General features: G+C 48.0%; 16 protein-coding genes. 2 read left to right on the forward strand and 14 right to left on the reverse strand.

Features of this window, described 5'->3' with window-relative positions; all coding sequences use genetic code 11:
* Nucleotides 1-4: 4 nt before the first annotated feature.
* The 13 genes from lpxA to rpsB form a co-directional block, all read right to left on the reverse strand.
* Nucleotides 5-784 (reverse strand): acyl-ACP--UDP-N-acetylglucosamine O-acyltransferase, encoded by a 780-nt coding sequence (gene lpxA / locus ASG24_RS02080; RefSeq protein ID WP_055825844.1) that lies wholly within the window; start codon nucleotides 782-784, stop codon nucleotides 5-7.
* Between the two features lie 43 nt (nucleotides 785-827).
* On the reverse strand, nucleotides 828-1,292 hold the full coding sequence (fabZ, locus tag ASG24_RS02085) for a 3-hydroxyacyl-ACP dehydratase FabZ (RefSeq protein ID WP_055825847.1): 465 nt from the start codon (nucleotides 1,290-1,292) through the stop codon (nucleotides 828-830).
* A gap of 8 nt (nucleotides 1,293-1,300) precedes the next feature.
* Nucleotides 1,301-2,359, reverse strand: a complete 1,059-nt coding sequence (gene lpxD / locus ASG24_RS02090) for a UDP-3-O-(3-hydroxymyristoyl)glucosamine N-acyltransferase (RefSeq protein ID WP_055867307.1) — start codon at nucleotides 2,357-2,359, stop codon at nucleotides 1,301-1,303.
* Nucleotides 2,360-2,399: 40 nt separating this feature from the next.
* Nucleotides 2,400-2,897, reverse strand: a complete 498-nt coding sequence (locus tag ASG24_RS02095; protein ID WP_055867310.1) for an OmpH family outer membrane protein — start codon at nucleotides 2,895-2,897, stop codon at nucleotides 2,400-2,402.
* A 52-nt stretch (nucleotides 2,898-2,949) separates the two neighbouring features.
* The gene (bamA, locus tag ASG24_RS02100) at nucleotides 2,950-5,271 is read right to left on the reverse strand and encodes an outer membrane protein assembly factor BamA (RefSeq protein WP_055867313.1); all 2,322 of its coding nucleotides are present in this window, start codon (nucleotides 5,269-5,271) and stop codon (nucleotides 2,950-2,952) included.
* 11 nt (nucleotides 5,272-5,282) lie between these two features.
* Complete coding sequence (rseP, locus tag ASG24_RS02105) at nucleotides 5,283-6,659, reverse strand: RIP metalloprotease RseP (protein WP_055867318.1); 1,377 nt, start codon at nucleotides 6,657-6,659, stop codon at nucleotides 5,283-5,285.
* Complete coding sequence (gene ispC / locus ASG24_RS02110) at nucleotides 6,656-7,864, reverse strand: 1-deoxy-D-xylulose-5-phosphate reductoisomerase (RefSeq protein WP_055867321.1); 1,209 nt, start codon at nucleotides 7,862-7,864, stop codon at nucleotides 6,656-6,658. The genes rseP and ispC overlap by 4 nt, the downstream gene beginning before the upstream one ends.
* A 9-nt stretch (nucleotides 7,865-7,873) precedes the next feature.
* Nucleotides 7,874-8,701, reverse strand: a complete 828-nt coding sequence (locus ASG24_RS02115; RefSeq protein WP_055867323.1) for a phosphatidate cytidylyltransferase — start codon at nucleotides 8,699-8,701, stop codon at nucleotides 7,874-7,876.
* 13 nt (nucleotides 8,702-8,714) lie between these two features.
* The gene (gene uppS, locus ASG24_RS02120) at nucleotides 8,715-9,479 is read right to left on the reverse strand and encodes a polyprenyl diphosphate synthase (RefSeq protein WP_055867327.1); all 765 of its coding nucleotides are present in this window, start codon (nucleotides 9,477-9,479) and stop codon (nucleotides 8,715-8,717) included.
* 25 nt (nucleotides 9,480-9,504) lie between these two features.
* Complete coding sequence (gene frr, locus ASG24_RS02125) at nucleotides 9,505-10,062, reverse strand: ribosome recycling factor (protein WP_055825866.1); 558 nt, start codon at nucleotides 10,060-10,062, stop codon at nucleotides 9,505-9,507.
* Nucleotides 10,063-10,103: 41 nt separating this feature from the next.
* Nucleotides 10,104-10,820 (reverse strand): UMP kinase, encoded by a 717-nt coding sequence (gene pyrH / locus ASG24_RS02130; RefSeq protein WP_055825869.1) that lies wholly within the window; start codon nucleotides 10,818-10,820, stop codon nucleotides 10,104-10,106.
* A 132-nt stretch (nucleotides 10,821-10,952) separates the two neighbouring features.
* Nucleotides 10,953-11,828 carry a translation elongation factor Ts gene (tsf, locus tag ASG24_RS02135; RefSeq protein ID WP_055825873.1) on the reverse strand — a complete coding sequence of 292 codons (876 nt, stop codon included), beginning with the start codon at nucleotides 11,826-11,828 and terminating at the stop codon, nucleotides 10,953-10,955.
* A 142-nt stretch (nucleotides 11,829-11,970) separates the two neighbouring features.
* Complete coding sequence (gene rpsB / locus ASG24_RS02140; protein WP_055867330.1) at nucleotides 11,971-12,726, reverse strand: 30S ribosomal protein S2; 756 nt, start codon at nucleotides 12,724-12,726, stop codon at nucleotides 11,971-11,973.
* A gap of 393 nt (nucleotides 12,727-13,119) precedes the next feature.
* On the opposite strand from rpsB, the gene dhaL reads away from it, so the two are divergent.
* Together dhaL and dhaK are read left to right on the forward strand one after the other, a co-directional pair.
* Nucleotides 13,120-13,749: a dihydroxyacetone kinase subunit DhaL gene (gene dhaL / locus ASG24_RS02150; RefSeq protein ID WP_055867333.1), complete on the forward strand. Its 630-nt coding sequence runs from the start codon at nucleotides 13,120-13,122 to the stop codon at nucleotides 13,747-13,749.
* A gap of 82 nt (nucleotides 13,750-13,831) precedes the next feature.
* The gene (dhaK, locus tag ASG24_RS02155; RefSeq protein WP_055867336.1) at nucleotides 13,832-14,830 is read left to right on the forward strand and encodes a dihydroxyacetone kinase subunit DhaK; all 999 of its coding nucleotides are present in this window, start codon (nucleotides 13,832-13,834) and stop codon (nucleotides 14,828-14,830) included.
* A gap of 28 nt (nucleotides 14,831-14,858) precedes the next feature.
* On the opposite strand, the gene glnE is transcribed toward dhaK, so the two are convergent.
* On the reverse strand, nucleotides 14,859-17,612 hold the full coding sequence (glnE, locus tag ASG24_RS02160; protein ID WP_055867339.1) for a bifunctional [glutamate--ammonia ligase]-adenylyl-L-tyrosine phosphorylase/[glutamate--ammonia-ligase] adenylyltransferase: 2,754 nt from the start codon (nucleotides 17,610-17,612) through the stop codon (nucleotides 14,859-14,861).
* Nucleotides 17,613-17,726: the final 114 nt, after the last annotated feature.

The following is a 17,726-nucleotide window of genomic DNA, read 5'->3' on the forward strand; positions in this document are numbered from 1 at the left end:
TGAACTAACGCACAATGCCGCGCGTAGTTTGCGCGAGAAAACGGGTCATCAGGCCGATTTCAGGGCATGATTTTTCCATTTCAGCCAAAGCCAGTTTTGCTTCTTCAAATGACAAACCCTGGCGGTAAAGCACTTTGTAAGCACGCTTGATCTGCTGAATCGCTTCCGGAGTATATCCGCGGCGCTTCAGGCCTTCCGCGTTAATACCATGCGGTTGCGCATCATAGCCGGCAGCTGTGACGTAAGGTGGAATATCCTTGAATACAACAGAACCAACCGCAGTAATAATATGTTCGCCAATCTGGCAAAACTGATGCACCAGGGTAAACCCGCCGAGGATAGCGTGATCGTAAATGGTGACGTGACCCGCCAGGGATGAGTTATTGGCCATAATCGTATGGTTACCGACGATACAATCATGCGCAATATGCACATAGGCCATAATCCAGTTATGGTCGCCAATTTTAGTCGTGCCTTTATCCTGGATGGTGCCGCGGTTGAAAGTACAAAATTCGCGTATGGTGTTATGGTCACCGATTTCCAGTGTCGTCGGTTCATCCTTGAACTTCTTGTCCTGGGGTTTTGCACCCAGGGAAGAAAATTGGAATATCTCATTCTGTTTGCCGATAGTGGTCGGCCCTTCTATGACCACATGAGAGCCAACTTTGGTACCCGCATCAATACGTACACCAGCGCCTATGGTGGTGAATGCACCCACTTCAACCGAACTATCCAGTTCAGCTTTGGGGTCAATAATGGCAGTAGGATGAATCAGGCTTTGCATCTTTTAATGTGTGCTGCATACCGCAGCAATACGTAGATAAGGGTTATTTTTCAATCGCTTTGAGAATACACATCATGCTGGCTTCAGCCACCACTTCGTCAGCCACTTTGGCAACCGCATTGTATTTCCAGATACCTTTTAAGATACGATCAATTTTGACATTCAGAATAATCTGGTCACCTGGGGAAACCGGCTTTTTAAAACGCACATTATCGATTCCGGCAAAATAATACACAGAGTCATTCGTCGGTTTAATGTTCATGGTTTTGAATGACAAGATGGCAGCTGCTTGCGCCATTGCTTCCACAATCAATACACCTGGCATCACAGGATGATAAGGGAAATGACCTGGAAAGAACGGCTCGTTCACTGAGACATTTTTCACTGCCACAATTTCCTTGCCTAGTTCCATCGATAAAACGCGATCCACTAATACGAACGGGTAACGATGCGGCAAGTGTTCCAAAATCTCATGAATATCCATGCTATTCACTGCATTCTCAGCCATAAATTCTCTCAATCTTCTGTATGTTTTTTTATACTGCTTACTGCTTGCTCAAGCTGCTTGAGCTTGAGATTGGTTTGTTCTAAATGCCGGATATTCGCAGCTGTCCGTAACCAGTCTTCATGTTTCTGGAACGGCATCAACGCAGTGTAAGTACCCGGTTGCTGGATTGAACGCATGATCATGGAGCCTGGTGATATCGTTACGCCATCAGCAATCTGCAGATGACCTAATATCATTGCGGCGCCTCCAATTTTACAATGCTGACCTATCACAGCGCTGCCAGCAATGCCGGTACAGCCTGCAATCACTGTATGCGCGCCAATGCGGACATTATGGGCGACCTGTATCAAATTGTCCAACTTCACACCATCTTCGATGACAGTATCATCCAGGGCACCCCGGTCTATGGTGGTATTAGCACCTATATCTACATGATCACCAATAACGACGCGGCCTATTTGGGGTATTTTAACCCATTGACCCTGCTCTTCGGCATAGCCAAAGCCATCATTTCCAATAATACTGCCAGAAAACAGATGACAGTCATGACCGATGACAGTGCCATGCTTGACGACTACGCGCGGCTCGAGAACCGTATGTTCGCCGATAATGACATCATCTTCAATTACGCAGCCTGCGCCAATACGTACGCCCTTACCTAATGTCACCCGGTCACCAATCGTGACCATCGCATCTATGGTTAGCTCATGAGGGAGTTTAGTCTCATAGCCAATCACAGCACTATCATGAATATGATTGCTATATTGCTTGGGCGGATTTAGCAGAGCCGATAGCTTGGCAAAATAGGCATAGGGATTTTCTGTCAGGATGCACGGTAATTCAGTCAGATGCCTGTGCTCAGCACGCAAAATAACCGCTGAGGCTTGCGTCGCTTGCAAAGACTGCGTGTATTTGGTGTCATTGAAAAAAGCGATGGATCCAGCCTGGGCTTGCGCCAGGGAAGACATGCGAGAGACTTTAACGGATGTTTCTTCAGGCGATGACCCTGTACTGACTTCGCCTCCCAATGACGCCGCAATATCTTGCAATGAAAAAAGTTGCGTCATGGATACCAGACCTTAGAATGCTTTCTGACTATATCGCAGGCTATTTTTTGCCAAGCAACTTGAGTACTTTATCGGTGATATCGATACGTTTGCTAGCGTAGGCAATGCCACTGTAGGCAACCAGATCGTAGCCTTCATTTTCGGCAACGGTTTGTACTGCTTTGTTGATACGTTCCTGCAACACGGCCAATTCTTCATTCTTGCGTAAGTTGATATCTTCACGCAGCTCACGCTGCTTGCTTTGGAATTCCAGGCGCATATTATTCAGCTGGCGTTCTTTGACACGACGATCAGACTCATTAATGCTCGTGCGATCATGATCAAGCTGTGCTTCCAGATCACGAATTTGCTTTTGCAGTTTTTCCAGATCCAGAGAGCGTGGACTAAACTCTCTCTCCAGCTTTTTGCCCGTTTCAACCGTCTGCGGTGCTTCTTGCAGCAGTTTATCGACCTGCACGTAGCCTACCTTGAAATCGGCAGACCAGGCTTGTCCGCACCACAGCATAAGGCCCAGCCACACCACCAGAAAACTTCTCATGCAGCTACCCTTTCTGCGTATGCATTATTCCTAAACTTAAGCCAGGATGCCATTAAAATTGCTGACCAAACTGGAATTGCAATGTTTGTGTATCATCATTTTCTTTTTCTTTAAGCGGCTTGGCAAGAACAAGCTTCAATGGGCCGAATGGTGACACCCATGTCACACCGACACCAGTTGAGAATCTCAAATAATCGGAATTGATAGAATCGTTCTCACCAAAAACACCACCGCCATCCACGAATGCACTTAACCTGAACTGGTTAGACTGCGAGACAAATGGAACTGGCATAAACAATTCGATATTTCCAACCAACCGTTTGGTACCGCCGATCGCAAAATCGGAACCTGAAATCGGGTTTACATCACGCGGGCCTAATGATGAGTTCAGGAAACCACGTACACTGTTCACACCACCGGCATAGAAGTTCTTGAAAAACGGGTAATTTTTGCCGCCATAACTTTTCGCATAACCTGCTTCACCATTCAACATCAAGGTGAAATCTTTGCCCATGTCTTTAAACCAGCTATGTTGGTAACTCATTTTGTAATATTGCAAATCCAGGCCTGGCAATGACACATCGCCAGACAACCGTTGCAACACACCACGGCGTGGGAAAAGAATATTATCTCTGGAGTCGAAAGTCCAACCCGCATTGAGCACCACAGAGTTACTGCTACAACCATTACTGTTTTCACAGAATCTCAGGTATTGAATTGGACTGTCAGCGGACAAATCAACACTGGTAAAATCCAGCGTCACACCGGCACTGAGGAAATCCATTTCAGACAGAGGCATCCCGAAACGCATACCCACACCGTAAGACTGGCTGTTATAGGTACCCACGTTCAAGGTGGAAGAGTTTCTTCTGCTGGTATCTACATCTCGACGATAGACATCGAAGCCACGGCTGATGCCATCCGGCGTGAAATAAGGATCTGTGTAGGACAATGAATACACCGTATTGTAGCTACTGGTGTTCACCTGCAAAGCCACACGGTTACCTGTACCGAGGAAGTTAGGCTGGTTGACGTTAAAGCCCAGCACCACACCATCACTACTCGACAAACCTGCACCAAACTGGACGCTACCGGTAGCTTTTTCAGCCACCGTCACCGTCATATCGACCTGGTCGTTAATCCCTGGGACGGATGGAGTCTCTAACTCAACGCTATCAAAGAAGTTCAAACGCTGGATACGTTCTTTAGAACGCTTAATCTTATCACCGGCATACCAGGCGGATTCCAGCTGGCGCATTTCACGTCTGACAACGGCATCACGCGTTCTGGTGTTACCTTGCACGTTTATGCGGCGTACATAGACTTTACGGCCTGGATCAACAAAGAAAGTAAATGCTACTGTGTGCTCAAGCTTGTTAATTTCAGGTACTGCATTGACATTGGCAAACGCATAACCCTCTTCACCGAGCTTGTCATTAATGTTTTTGCTGGCATCTGTCACTTTTTGACGGTTAAATACATCACCATCCTGGATATTGATCAGCTTACGCAGGTCCTCTTCAGGTAATAGCATCTCGCCAGCCAGCTTGGTTTTGCTGATGTTGTATTTTTCGCCTTCGGTGATATTGACGTTGATGTACACATCACGTTTATCAGGAGAAATCGATACCTGTGTTGAATCAATGGAGAATTCCAGATAACCCTGATTCATATAAAACGAACGCAAAGCTTCAAGGTCAGCGGTCAGTTTTTGCTTGGAATACTGGTCATCCTTATTCCACCAGCTCATCCAGTTTGGCGTTGTCAGCAAAAAGTTAGCGCGTAAATCCTCTGTTTTGAATAGATGATTACCGACGATATTGATATCGCGGATTTTAGCAGCCGGGCCTTCAGTGATTTCAAAGCGGATAGATACGCGATTGCGCTCAAGCGGACTGGAAGTTGCTTTTACTTCTGCACTGTACTTGCCTTGCGAAAGGTACTGGCGCTTGATTTCCTGCTCGGCACGATCCAGTAAGGATTTATCAAAAATCTGTCCTTCGGCAATACCGATTTGTTTGAGGCCTTCCTTTACTTTGTCAGTTGGGAAAGATTTGTTACCGCTAAAGTCAATCTGGGAAATGGAAGGACGTTCCTGGACAGTCACCACTAATACGTCACCATCATTTTCAATACGTACATCCTTGAAAAAACCGGTGGAATACAGCGATTTAATCGCCTGTGCGGCCTTTTCATCGCTCATCACATCGCCTACCTGCATCGGCAGGTAATTAAACACCGTACCGGCTTCGGTACGTTGCAAGCCCTCTACACGAATGTCAGAGATGACAAAAGGCTCTGTCGCGTAGGCTTTCAGATGGATAATTGCTGTTAACAGGCACAACAATAACTTGGAACTAGACTTTATTCTCATTAACTATGCTCTCAACCTACCAGGTAACGATTAATGTCATTGAAAAAGGCGATGAACATTAAAGCACCCAGCAACCCCAAACCAAGACGCTGGCCAATCTCCAGCACCTTGTCAGGCAAAGGTTCTCCTCGAATCAATTCCGCCATATGATACAACAAATGCCCGCCATCCAATACTGGTATCGGTAGCAGATTCATGACTGCAATGCTGATACTTAACAATGCGATAAAGCCGATATAAGGCTTAAGTCCTAGCCCAGCGGTTTCCCCAGCTGCATCAGCAATGCTGACAGGGCCACTGATCGCTTTTAAAGAGGCTTGCCCGGTCAGCATTTTACCAATCATTTTTAAGGTAAATACGATGGTTTCCTGTACACGGTGCACTGCGCGTATGGCTGCCTCGGCTACGGTGTAATGGCGTTCAACGCGGTAGGGTGCCAGGTCAACAGCCTCCATATTGACCGCTGCACCAAGGCGCCCGATTTTTTGTCCGGCTTCTACCACCGTTTCCGGCAGCAATTTCACCTTTAATATTTCGCTGCCACGCTGATATTCAACTTTCAATGGTTTCGATGGGTTGGCCCTCACCCACTTCACAAACTGCTGCCAGTCTTCGACCGGTTTATTATTAACGCTAAGAATATGATCGCCTACCTGCAAGCCACTGGTTTCCGCGACCGAGCCCGGCAGAACCTCACCGACCACTGCAGGAATGACAGGCATCTGCATGGAAATGCCGACTTTCTGCAAGACATCGCCTTCTGGCTCGCCAGGTAAGGCCGCCATTGGCAGGATATGCGTATGCGCTTCGCCCTGCACTGTGCGGGTGACCACTTTGATTGACTGATGCGCCACCCAGGCTTCAAGCAACTGCCATTGGGCGTCTTGCCAGGTAGTGACCGGTTTGTTATCGAGGGAAACCACCAGGTCGCCTGAGCGCAGTTTAGCCTCGGCTGCCAGTGAACCTGATTCTACCGGGCCAATATATGGTTTCAGGCCTACCTCGCCCTGCGCAATCAAGCCCCAGTAACAGACAAAGGCCAGTAATAAATTAGCCAGCGGCCCTGCAAATACAATCCACATTTTAGCGGCAACATGTTGGCGGTCAAAAGCGCGCGACCAGTCGGTGGTGGTGGCTTGATATACTGGCGTTTCGAGGGATTCGGACTCACGGCTATCAAGCATTTTGACATAGCCGCCCAGTGGAATCCAGGATAGTACCCACTGAGTGGATTCTGGCGAGTGCTGGTATTTAAAAATAGGCTTGCCAAAACCAATCGAAAATTTAAGCACCCTGACGCCACAACTTCTTGCAGCCAGGTAGTGACCAAACTCGTGGATGGTGACCAGCACACCGATGGCGATAATGAATGCCAATACAGATGTCATAGCGCTACCGCTTTAAAAACAGAGGTGACTGTTGTTTTCGCAATCGCATTCTGGACACAGGTACGCGCCTTTGCATCAATTTCCAGTAATTGCTCTATGGAATTCACTTTTTCGACCGGCAGTTTTTGCAGCGCTTCATGCAGCAACCGCGGAATATCTAAATAATGAATTTTATCCTTGAGGAAAGCCGCCACCGCAACTTCGTTGGCAGCATTGAGGACAGCAGGCGCGGTTCCCCCTGCGGCCAGCGCATCATAGGCCAGTTGCAGGCAAGGGAAACGATCAGTATCAGGGTCTTCAAATTCGAGCTTAGCTATATCGACGAGGCTCAGCGGTTTGACACCTGAAGTGATCCGTTGCGGGTAACCAAGACCATAGGCAATCGGCGTGCGCATATCGGGGTTACCCAATTGTGCCAGGATACTGCCATCCACATAAGACACCATGGAATGAATGACACTTTGAGGATGCACCACCACTTCAATCTGGTCAGGACGTGCATTAAACAACCAGTGCGCTTCAATGACTTCCAGGCCTTTATTCATCAGGGTAGAAGAGTCAACGGTAATTTTTGCGCCCATCACCCAGTTGGGATGCTTAAGCGCCAACGCGGGCGTCACTTCAGCCAGCTGCGCGTGCGTATAACTGCGGAACGGACCACCGGAAGCGGTCAGGATTATCTTATTGACGCCAACATCCGCGATGTCCTCATACGCCTGGCCCGGCATGGCCTGGAAGATGGCGTTATGCTCGCTATCAATCGGCAGAAGTGTCGCTTGCCCTTGCTTGACCGCATTCATAAATAATTGGCCGGCCATCACCAGCGTTTCTTTATTGGCGAGCAATATCTTTTTGCCAGCGTTGGCAGCTGCCAGCGCAGGCAATAATCCGGCGGCGCCTACAATCGCGGCCATGACAACATTCACGGTTTCATGCGCTGAAACTTCGATCAACCCCTCAATTCCAGAGAGCACTTCAATCTTAAGATTTTCAGACTGTACACGTTGGCGTAAACGCTGCGCTGCATCTGTATCCTGCATCACGGCATATTGTGGTTTGTAGCGCGCGCATTGTTGCAACATGGCATCCACATTCTGGTGTGCGCTCAAGGCAAACACGGCGTAGCGGTCCGGATGTTGTGAAATCACATCCAGCGTCTGCTGACCAATGGTGCCGGTACTGCCCAGTATAGTGACGTATTGCAAAATGGCCTTTTAAAATGAGTAAGACTGTTGCCAGTAATGAAACCAGAATACCAGGCATAAACCTACCGGCAGTGCCGGGATCACGCCATCGACACGGTCCAAAAACCCCCCATGCCCTGGCAAAAACTGTCCACTATCCTTCAGGTTAGCGCGACGCTTGAAAAACGATTCGAATAAGTCGCCATATACACCGACAATGGTGATAATCCACAGGCCGGGCAGTACCCACCAGGTTGTCACGGCTCCGGTAGCTTTCAAAGTAACAGCATACACCCCAACCACCAGCAAAGCACCCAGCACGCCTTCCCAAGTTTTGCCCGGGCTGATGGCTGGTGCCAGTTTATGCTGCCCAAATTTTTTACCGAAAAAGTAGGCCGCGGTGTCAGCCAGCCAGATAGTAGAAATGATAACCAGCAATACGTAAGGATTGACCTCTTGCGCAGTCACCAGTGCCATCCACAATGACAGCATCAGGCAGCAGCCGAGGAAAAGATTAATTGCCTTCTGCTTGAAAAAGGCATTAAAAAACATCGCCACTGGCACAACAATTAACCAGAAAAATGTCATCCCTGTAAACACTTGCAAGGCATGATAGAAAAACCAATGGAAACCCCATCGCTGCAACAAAAACAGCAAGGCCACGCCAGTGAGTGTAGAAAATGTTAAATAGATCCAGGTCTGCGTCGGGCTTAGCTGCAAAAAACCGGCCCATTCATGCAAGCAGACCAGCGTTAGCAGTAACATCGCAGACGCCCACCACATCATGGGCAGGTAAAACAACGCCGGGAGAAATAGCCCTAGCAATACTACTGCCGTGATCACTCTGGTTTTCAACATAGATATAAATAAATTAAGTCGCGCTATTATCGCTGCTGAATTGTTCACTGGTACGCCCGAAACGACGTTCACGTTGACGGTAAGAAACTAACGAAGCTTCAAAGGCGGCTTCATCAAAATCAGGCCACAAAGTATCTGTGAAATAGAGCTCTGTATAGGCAAGCTGCCACAACAAGAAATTACTTATGCGTGTTTCACCGCCGGTGCGGATAAACAAATCCGGTTCCGGTGCATAAGGCATTGAGAGATATGGCGTCAGGTCAGATTCATTGATTTCAGTGACCTTGCCGTCCTTGGCTTGCAATAGAGCATTTACTGCATTGATCACGTCCCAGCGTCCGCCATAGTTAACGGCAATGGAAAGGGTCAGTCCGCTATTACCAGCTGTCTTCTGCTCGGCTTCGAGCATTTTTTGTTGCAACACTTCATTAAACAGACTACGGTCGCCTATCAATTTGAGAATGATGTTGGCTTCGTGCAACTTGCTGACTTCCCGCTCCAACGCTTCCAGGAACAAACCCATCAGGAAGGTCACTTCTTCAGAAGGACGGCGCCAGTTTTCGCTGCTAAACGCAAACAAGGTCAGAAATTTGATATCCAACCGCACGCAGGCTTTCACCAACTGCCTGACAGACTCAAGGCCGCGCTGGTGTCCTGCAACTCTGGGTAAAAAACGTTTTTTTGCCCAGCGGCCATTGCCATCCATAATCACCGCCACATGTTGCGGCAGCTCGTTGGTGTCGGGGACTTGCTTGGTAGAACTGGAAAAGAAACCCAAAATATACGCTCAACTAGATAGCAGCTTACACCGCCATCAAATCCGTTTCTTTCTGTTGAAGCAGTTTATCCACTTCAACCACCGCTTTATCGGTCATTTTTTGTATTTCTTCTTCAGCACGACGCTCATCATCTTCTGAAATCGCTTTGTCTTTTTCCAGTTTTTTCAATGCATCGTTGGCATCGCGGCGTATATTACGAATCGCCACTTTGGCGCTCTCACCTTCTGTGCGTACAATTTTAGTCAAGTCGCGACGACGCTCTTCAGTCAGCATAGGCATAGGTACACGGATCAGATCGCCGTTGGTTGCCGGATTCAATCCCAGATCACTGTCGCGAATAGCTTTTTCTACTTTTGCAATCATGTTTTTTTCGTAAGGCTGCACATTAATCGTACGTGCATCACCCAGGTTAACGTTGGCAACCTGGTTAACCGCCACCATAGAACCATAGTACTCAACCATGACATGGTCCAGCAAACCGGCATGTGCGCGACCTGTGCGTACCTTTGCCAAATCTGTTTTTAATGCGTCCAGAGACTTTTGCATTTTCTGCTCGGCAGATTTTTTAATGTCTTCAACCATGTTTTTCTCCAATCTCACTTTACTTCCGCAACCGTCAAGCATCAAGCCTTGACGCGTGTGCCTTCGTTCTCACCCAGAATAATGTTCTTAAGCGCGCCTTGTTTGAAAATACTGAATACTGCAATTGGCATTTTCTGGTCACGGCATAAAGTAAACGCCGTAGCGTCCATTACTTTCAGGTTTTTATTAATCGCCTCATCAAATGAAACGGTGTCGTAGCGGGTCGCTGTCGGGTCTTTTTTCGGATCAGCTGTATAAATGCCATCGACCTTGGTCGCTTTTAAAACGATTTCTGCATCAATCTCTACGCCACGCAATGCAGCAGCCGTATCGGTGGTAAAGAACGGGTTACCGGTACCGGCACCAAAAATCACCACTTTACCCTCCTCCAGGTAACGAATTGCTTTGCCACGAATATAAGGTTCAGCCACTGCTTCGATATTCAATGCACTTTGTACACGCGCAGCGACACCCGCGTGCTTCATGGCGTCCTGCAATGCCATGGCATTCATGACCGTAGCCAACATACCCATATAATCAGCAGTCGCACGGTCCATCCCCTCGGCTGCAGGTGCGATACCACGGAAAATATTGCCGCCACCAACCACAATCCCTACTTGCACGCCCATATCGACGATTTCTTTGACTTGCAAAACAATCGCATTCACTGTCTCACGATTAATGCCGTAAGCATCATCGCCCATTAGCGCCTCACCGGATAATTTAAGGAGAACACGCTTGAAAACAGGTTGTGCCATTGCTATTTTTCCCAAACTCAAAATGTGCCTATTTAATCACAAAACGCGGTTTCTTGGGCCAGAAACCGACCCGTTAAGCATAAAAAAAGTGGAATCCGCAGATTCCACTTTTTAGTGATTGCTTGAAAGCAATTAAACTTTTGCCGCAGCAGCTACTTCAGCTGCGTAATCCACCACTACTTTTTCAATGCCTTCACCAACAACATACATCGTAAATGAAGCAACGCTTGCATTGTTATTTTTCAGCAATTGCTCAATCGACAGTTTGTCATCTTTCACAAAAGTCTGGCTCAGCAAAGTCACTTCTTTCAAGAATTTTTGCACAGTACCGTCAGCGATTTTTTCCAGCATGGCGTCTGGTTTGCCAGCTTCTTTAGCTTTCTCAATCGCTACGCGACGCTCTGCTTCGATCAAAGCCGCATCCACGCCACTGGCATCCAGTGATTTCGGTTTCGCAGCAGCTATGTGCATGGCCAGGTCTTTACCCAGATTCTCGTCACCACCAACCAAGTCAACCAGCACACCGATTTTGCTACCGTGTACATAGCTATACAACTGGCCTTTGGCTTCAGTACGTACAAAACGACGTGGCGTGATGTTTTCACCGATTTTACCAACCAGTTGCGCACGCACAGCTTCAGCAGTCTCACCACGCATAGGCAAACCAGCAACCGCTTCGATATCGGCCGGGTTATTTTCATTAACCACTTGTGCCAGTTCAGACACAAATTTCAGGAACTCTTCGTTTTTGGCACAGAAATCTGTTTCAGAGTTTACTTCGATCAAAGTACCAACTTTACCACCAGCGGCAATATTGATACCTACGGTACCTTCAGCTGCCACACGGCCAGCAGCTTTGCTTGCCTTGTTACCAAAACGCACACGCAGAATTTCTTCGGCACGTGTCATATCGCCTTCAGCTTCAGTCAATGCTTTTTTACAGTCCATCATTGGTGCATCGGTGCGCTCACGTAACTCTTTCACCATGCCTGCGGTAATTTCAGCCATTTACTACTCCTTTTGTTAGGATTCCTGCTTGAGGATTTACTAAATATTCTTTTAATCAACAATACACTGACGATGTGTCAGCCATATTGCATGCGATGCAATAGAAAAAGGGGCGCATAGCCCCTTTTTTCGCTGCGAGTAATTACTCGGCAACAGCCTCTGTATTCGCGGCTGCTGGCGCGGCTTCTTCTTGTGCTGCTTTCACGATTTCAGTAATCGCGTTAGCACGGCCTTCCAGCACTGCATCTGCCATACCACGAGCGTACAGACGAATCGCACGTGATGAGTCATCGTTACCAGGAATTACATAAGTAATACCATCTGGTGAGTTGTTGGTATCCACGATACCAATCACTGGAATACCCAGTTTGCGTGCTTCAGTAATCGCGCCACTTTCATGACCAACGTCGATCACGAAAATCGCATCTGGCAAGCCGCCCATCTCTTTAATACCACCGATGGAACGCTCCAGTTTTTCGATTTCGCGTTTGATGCCCAAAGCTTCTTTTTTACCGAACTTGTCGATGCTGCCGTCTTGCATCATGTTTTCGAAGTCAGTTAAACGCTTGATAGATTGTTTAACAGTTTTGAAGTTAGTCAACATACCACCCAACCAGCGATGGTTAACGTATGCGCAGCTGGCACGTTGCGCTTCTTCTTTAACGATGTCGCGGGCTTGACGCTTGGTGCCTACGAACAGAATACGGCCCTTGTTGGCTGCCAGAGTACGCACATATTTTTGTGCATCTTCAAATAAAGGCAGGGTTTTTTCAAGGTTAACGATATGGATTTTGTTACGATCGCCAAAAATGAACTCAGCCATTTTCGGGTTCCAGTAACGAGTTTGGTGGCCAAAGTGAACACCAGCCTCCAACATTTGACGCATAGTCACTGACATAATAAGTCTTTCTATTTCAAAGGGTTATTCATTCACATGCATTCAATAACACCCTTGCGGGCACCCTATGTGAATACATGCCAAGTTAATTGACAAAAAAGTCAATCCGCAATTATATGGCAGAAAACGCTTGTTTTCAAGCACTTACCACGATTATTCATACGAAATGGGTGTCCCCGTCAGGACTCGAACCTGAAACTAGCCCTTAGGAGGGGCTGGTGATATCCTGTTTCACCACGAGGACAGCGGCAGCATTTTAAACGCTAGTGGTCAAAACGCCTAATCCAGCAGAAGAAAAAACAAGCTTGCAATCCACAATTGCTTATCAGTAGCATAATGTTTGCATACTTAAAAGCCTGCCTGAAAACACATAGATGATGACATTAACCCAAGATGAATAGCGACACAATTAACCTTAAGGCTGCAGCCATTCACGCTGCCATTCTGCAACATGAAGCGGATATCGAAGGCCTGGACCGCGAAATCGGTGATGGCGACCACTACATTAATATGAAGCGCGGCTGTGAGGCAATTGTCGGCATTGCCCCGGAACTGGAGGCTTTGTCAGCCACTGATGCGCTTAATAAAATCGGCATGAAATTGCTGAGCACGATAGGCGGCGCCTCCGGCCCTTTGTTCGCCAGCTTCTTCATGAGCATGGGTAAAACCCTCAAGGCCTTCGATAACATAACCATTAAGGAAATCGCGCTGGCTTTTGACGCTGGCGTGCAGGCAATCATGCAGCGCGGCAAAGCGCAGACGGGTGAAAAAACCATGCTTGATGTACTGATTCCAGTGTCGACTACATTTAAACAATTAGCCGAACAAGATAAATCTGCAAAAGAAATCGCATCAGCATTAAAAGTGGTTGCCAGTGAAGGCCTGGAATCTACGCGCAATATGCTAGCCACCAAAGGTCGCGCTTCCGGCTTGGGCGAGCGTGCTATCGGCCATCTGGATGCCGGCGCCAAAAGCTGCCAGGTGATGATACATAGCGTTTGTGATCTGGTCTTAAGCAATTAAATCGTCTGCAAACTGATACGCGATGCAAAACCAAACAATTAAAAACGATTAGCGGCTTACTATGTCGGGCACAGGAGTAAATATGAAAAAATTTCTAAACAATGTAGATCATATGCTGGTCGAAAGCCTGAGTGGCTTTGCTACTGCGCATGCCGATCTGGTTGAAGTGCAATTCGAGCCTACCTTTGTCATCCGCAAACAGAAAGCAAAAAATAAAGTCGCGATTATATCCGGCGGCGGTTCTGGACATGAGCCTTTACACGCAGGTTATGTGGGTAAAGGCATGCTGGATGCCGCCTGCCCCGGGCAAGTCTTTACCTCGCCAACACCGGACCAGATGCTGGCGGCAGCCGAAGCGGTGCATGCCGATAAAGGTGTGCTATTTATCGTGAAAAACTATGCCGGCGATGTGATGAACTTTGAAATGGCGGCTGAAATGCTGTCATTTGAGCACGCAACGGTATACACCTCAGATGATTGCGCTGTAGTTAACAGCACTTACACGACTGGCCGCCGGGGTGTGGCTGGTACCGTGATTGTAGAGAAATGTGTAGGCAGCCTGGCAGAAACCGGCGCGGATCTGGAAGCATGCAAAACACTAGGTGAAAAAATCAACCTGCGCACATCCAGTATAGGCGCAGCGTTGACCAGCTGTACGGTGCCGGCTGCGGGCCGCCCTACTTTTGATATTTCAGAAAGCGAAATTGAAATGGGCGTTGGCATTCATGGAGAACCTGGCCGTCGACGTGAAAAGATGCGTGAGGCAGATGCAATCGTCAGTGACATGGTGGCTGCGATTTTGCACGATATTGAAGCTAAACAATTACCGCTCAATGGCGAAGTACTATTGCTGGTCAATGGCCTGGGAGCGACACCATTGATGGAGCTTTATTTGATCTACAATACCGCTGCCAAACTGCTGAAAGAAAAAGGCTTTACTGTCGCCCGCAGCCTGGTTGGTAATTACATCACGGCTATTGATATGGCAGGTGCATCAATGACCGTTTGCTTGCTGGACGAAGAAATTAAGCAACATTGGGATAGCCCGGTGCATACTGCGGGCCTGCGCTGGGGAGTGTAAGAATCTGGGGGCTTCCTCTTTGTCAGCCTTAGGATTCAAATACCGACTGCCATAGGGCAATCACTGACTGTTGCAATGGTTCTGCCAATGCTTTTTCGACCTTGGCCGGCTCACCCTGTAATTTACTTGCGTGTATCCAGGCACGGTACTGACGGTATGACTGCTGCACCAGCTCGGCAAGTGGCGCATTGATCAAGCCACTTTCTGCCAATACCCCCAGCAAGGCAATATTACCAATATTCTCGGTTAATTTTTGGTAATCTGCCGCATGCAATAACACCAGATATTGCACTAAGAACTCAACATCTATAATGCCGCCAGCTTCATGCTTAAGGTCAAACATGGCAGGGTCAAAACGATGGGAAGAACGCATCTTCTGCCGCATATCCAGTATCTGTTGCTTGATATCTGACTGATTGCGCCTAGACTTCAATATCTCCATACGGATACGCTCAAACTGCTGCCCCACTTTGGCTTCACCGGCGACAAAACGCGCACGAGTAATGGCCTGGTGCTCCCATACCCAGGCTTTATTTCTCTGGTACTCCTCAAAAGCACCCACACTACTCACCAGCAAGCCGCTGTTACCATCCGGCCGTAATTGCAGATCGGTGTCATACAGCAAACCGGCATTGGTGATGGTATTGAACCAGGTATTCAGCCGTTGCGCATAACGGGCATAGACTTCCTGCGCGTTATCGGCGTCATCGTCATACAGGAAAATAATGTCCAGGTCGGATAAATAGCCAAGTTCCTTGCCACCCAGCTTGCCATAGCCAATCACTGCAAATTGTGGCGTTTCTCTATGTTTGAACGAAACATTCTGCCAGACAGTTTGCAGGCTGACCTGTAGCACCACTTCAGCCAGCGCGCTCAGGTCATCTGAAATCGCTTCCAGCGGCAATGCAGTCATCAAATCCTGTGCGGCGATTTTCAGTACATTGGCATGCTTGAAGTGGCGCATGGCATCCATTTGCGCTTCCACATCACCCGCCAGATGCGCCATATGCTGGATCAATTCGGCTTTTAATTGCGCGGCATCCAGCCGTTTAAACAGGGTTTGTTTATTCAGTAATTCATCAAGTAAGACCGGGTGTGCGGACACATATTGTGCAATCCACGGGCTGGCGGCACACAATTTCACGATCAAAGCCAAAGCATCGGGGAACTCAGTCAGCAAGGCTAAATAGCTGGCGCGGCGGCAAATGCTTTCCAGTAAATCCAGCGTACGAATCAATGCCGTGTCCGGCACTATGCTTTGCTGCTGTATCGCCTCACGCAGCAGTAGTGGCATTAATTGATCGAGGCGGCGTTTGCTTTGTTCGGGTAATTGCTGAATTCTCTGGCTGGCACGCGTGTTTTGCAGCAGCTGTACAATATCGGCAGCTCGGGTATAGCCTTGCTCCTGCAACCATTTCTCAGCCTCACTTGCGGCAATCGTGCCTTGCCAAATGGCTACTTCCTGTTCTAAATCATTTGCTTGCTGATCATTAGTTTTCTGATCCTTGAAAGTATCATCAAAGAATCGCTGCACACGGTCCCTGTGCTGATTCAGCTCGTCGATAAAACTGTTCCAGCTCTGATGTTTAAGCATGCGTAACAGGTAGTCACGATAGGTCTCTGAATCCGGTAGATCCTGTGTCTGCTGGTCATCGATATACATCAATCTATGCTCCAGGTTACGCAGGTAGATATAACTTTCTGTGAGTGCTGCGACATCTTCCGCAGGCAGCATGCCGCGTTCAGCCAGACGCGCCAACACAGCCAATGTTGGCTTGATCTGTAAGTCCGGCAACTGCCCGCCACGGATCAACTGGAACACCTGTGCAATAAACTCAACTTCGCGTATGCCACCGCGACCCAGCTTGATATTGTTCGACATGCCGCGTTGCACCACATCGCGCTGGATTTGGGTTTTCAGATCACGCATTGAGGCATACGCGTTAAAATCCAGGTATTTACGGAAGACGAATGGCCGGATTAGCTTATTCAAAGCTCCCGCTGGCCCATAGACCACCCTTCCCTTAATCCAGGCATATCGCTCCCATTCGCGTCCGTAGTTCTGGTAATAATCTTCCAGTGCATCCAGGTTACAAACCAGTGCGCCTTCAGAACCATACGGGCGCAAACGCATATCCACGCGGAACACAAAGCCATCGGCAGTCACATCATCCAGCGCCACAATCAATTTTTTACCCAGCCTGGTAAAGAAATCCTGATTGCTGATGGATTTTTCCCCATCAGTGTCGCCTTCGTGCTCATAGGCAAAAATCAGGTCTATATCAGATGACACATTCAGTTCACGCCCGCCCAGCTTGCCCATACCAACTACGATTAGTTGCTGAGGATGGCCTTGCGCATTACGCGGCGTGCCATAAGTCTTGACCAGTTCGGCGTGATAGAAATCTGCCGCGGCAGCAATCGCCGCTTCCGCCAGCGCACTGGTGGTCTCTACAACTTCTTCAAAATTAGCCAGACCATTCAGGTCGCGAGCTATCATGTGTGCCATCAAGCGTTGACGAATCTGCCTGATTTGTTGCAAAAAAACCGCTTCTGCCTGATTTTTTTCAGTTGAATCCAGATTTTTTTCGACTGAAAATAGCTTGGCGACATCTGTAGTCTTATAGGTCTTGTATAAGTTATCTAACAGATCAGTCAGGAAATCTGTATTTTTTGTAGCGAATCTGGCAAAAAACGGGCTACATGCCGCCGCATGCAGCAAATAGGCCGCTTCTGTAGACGGCACCTGCTTTTCTGTTAGAATTTCGGCAAGCTGTTGCATGAGATATCGCTCTTAATGAGGGTGTTTTGTGTGCTCGGAGAGTTGGTCAATCAGAACCAGAACAATAATACCTGAGGTTCACCAAACCTGCATTTTGGGTTTGATTTTTTAAGA

It is taken from the genome of Methylophilus sp. Leaf414, assembly GCF_001425425.1.
In the GTDB taxonomy this organism is placed as follows: Bacteria; Pseudomonadota; Gammaproteobacteria; order Burkholderiales; family Methylophilaceae; genus Methylophilus.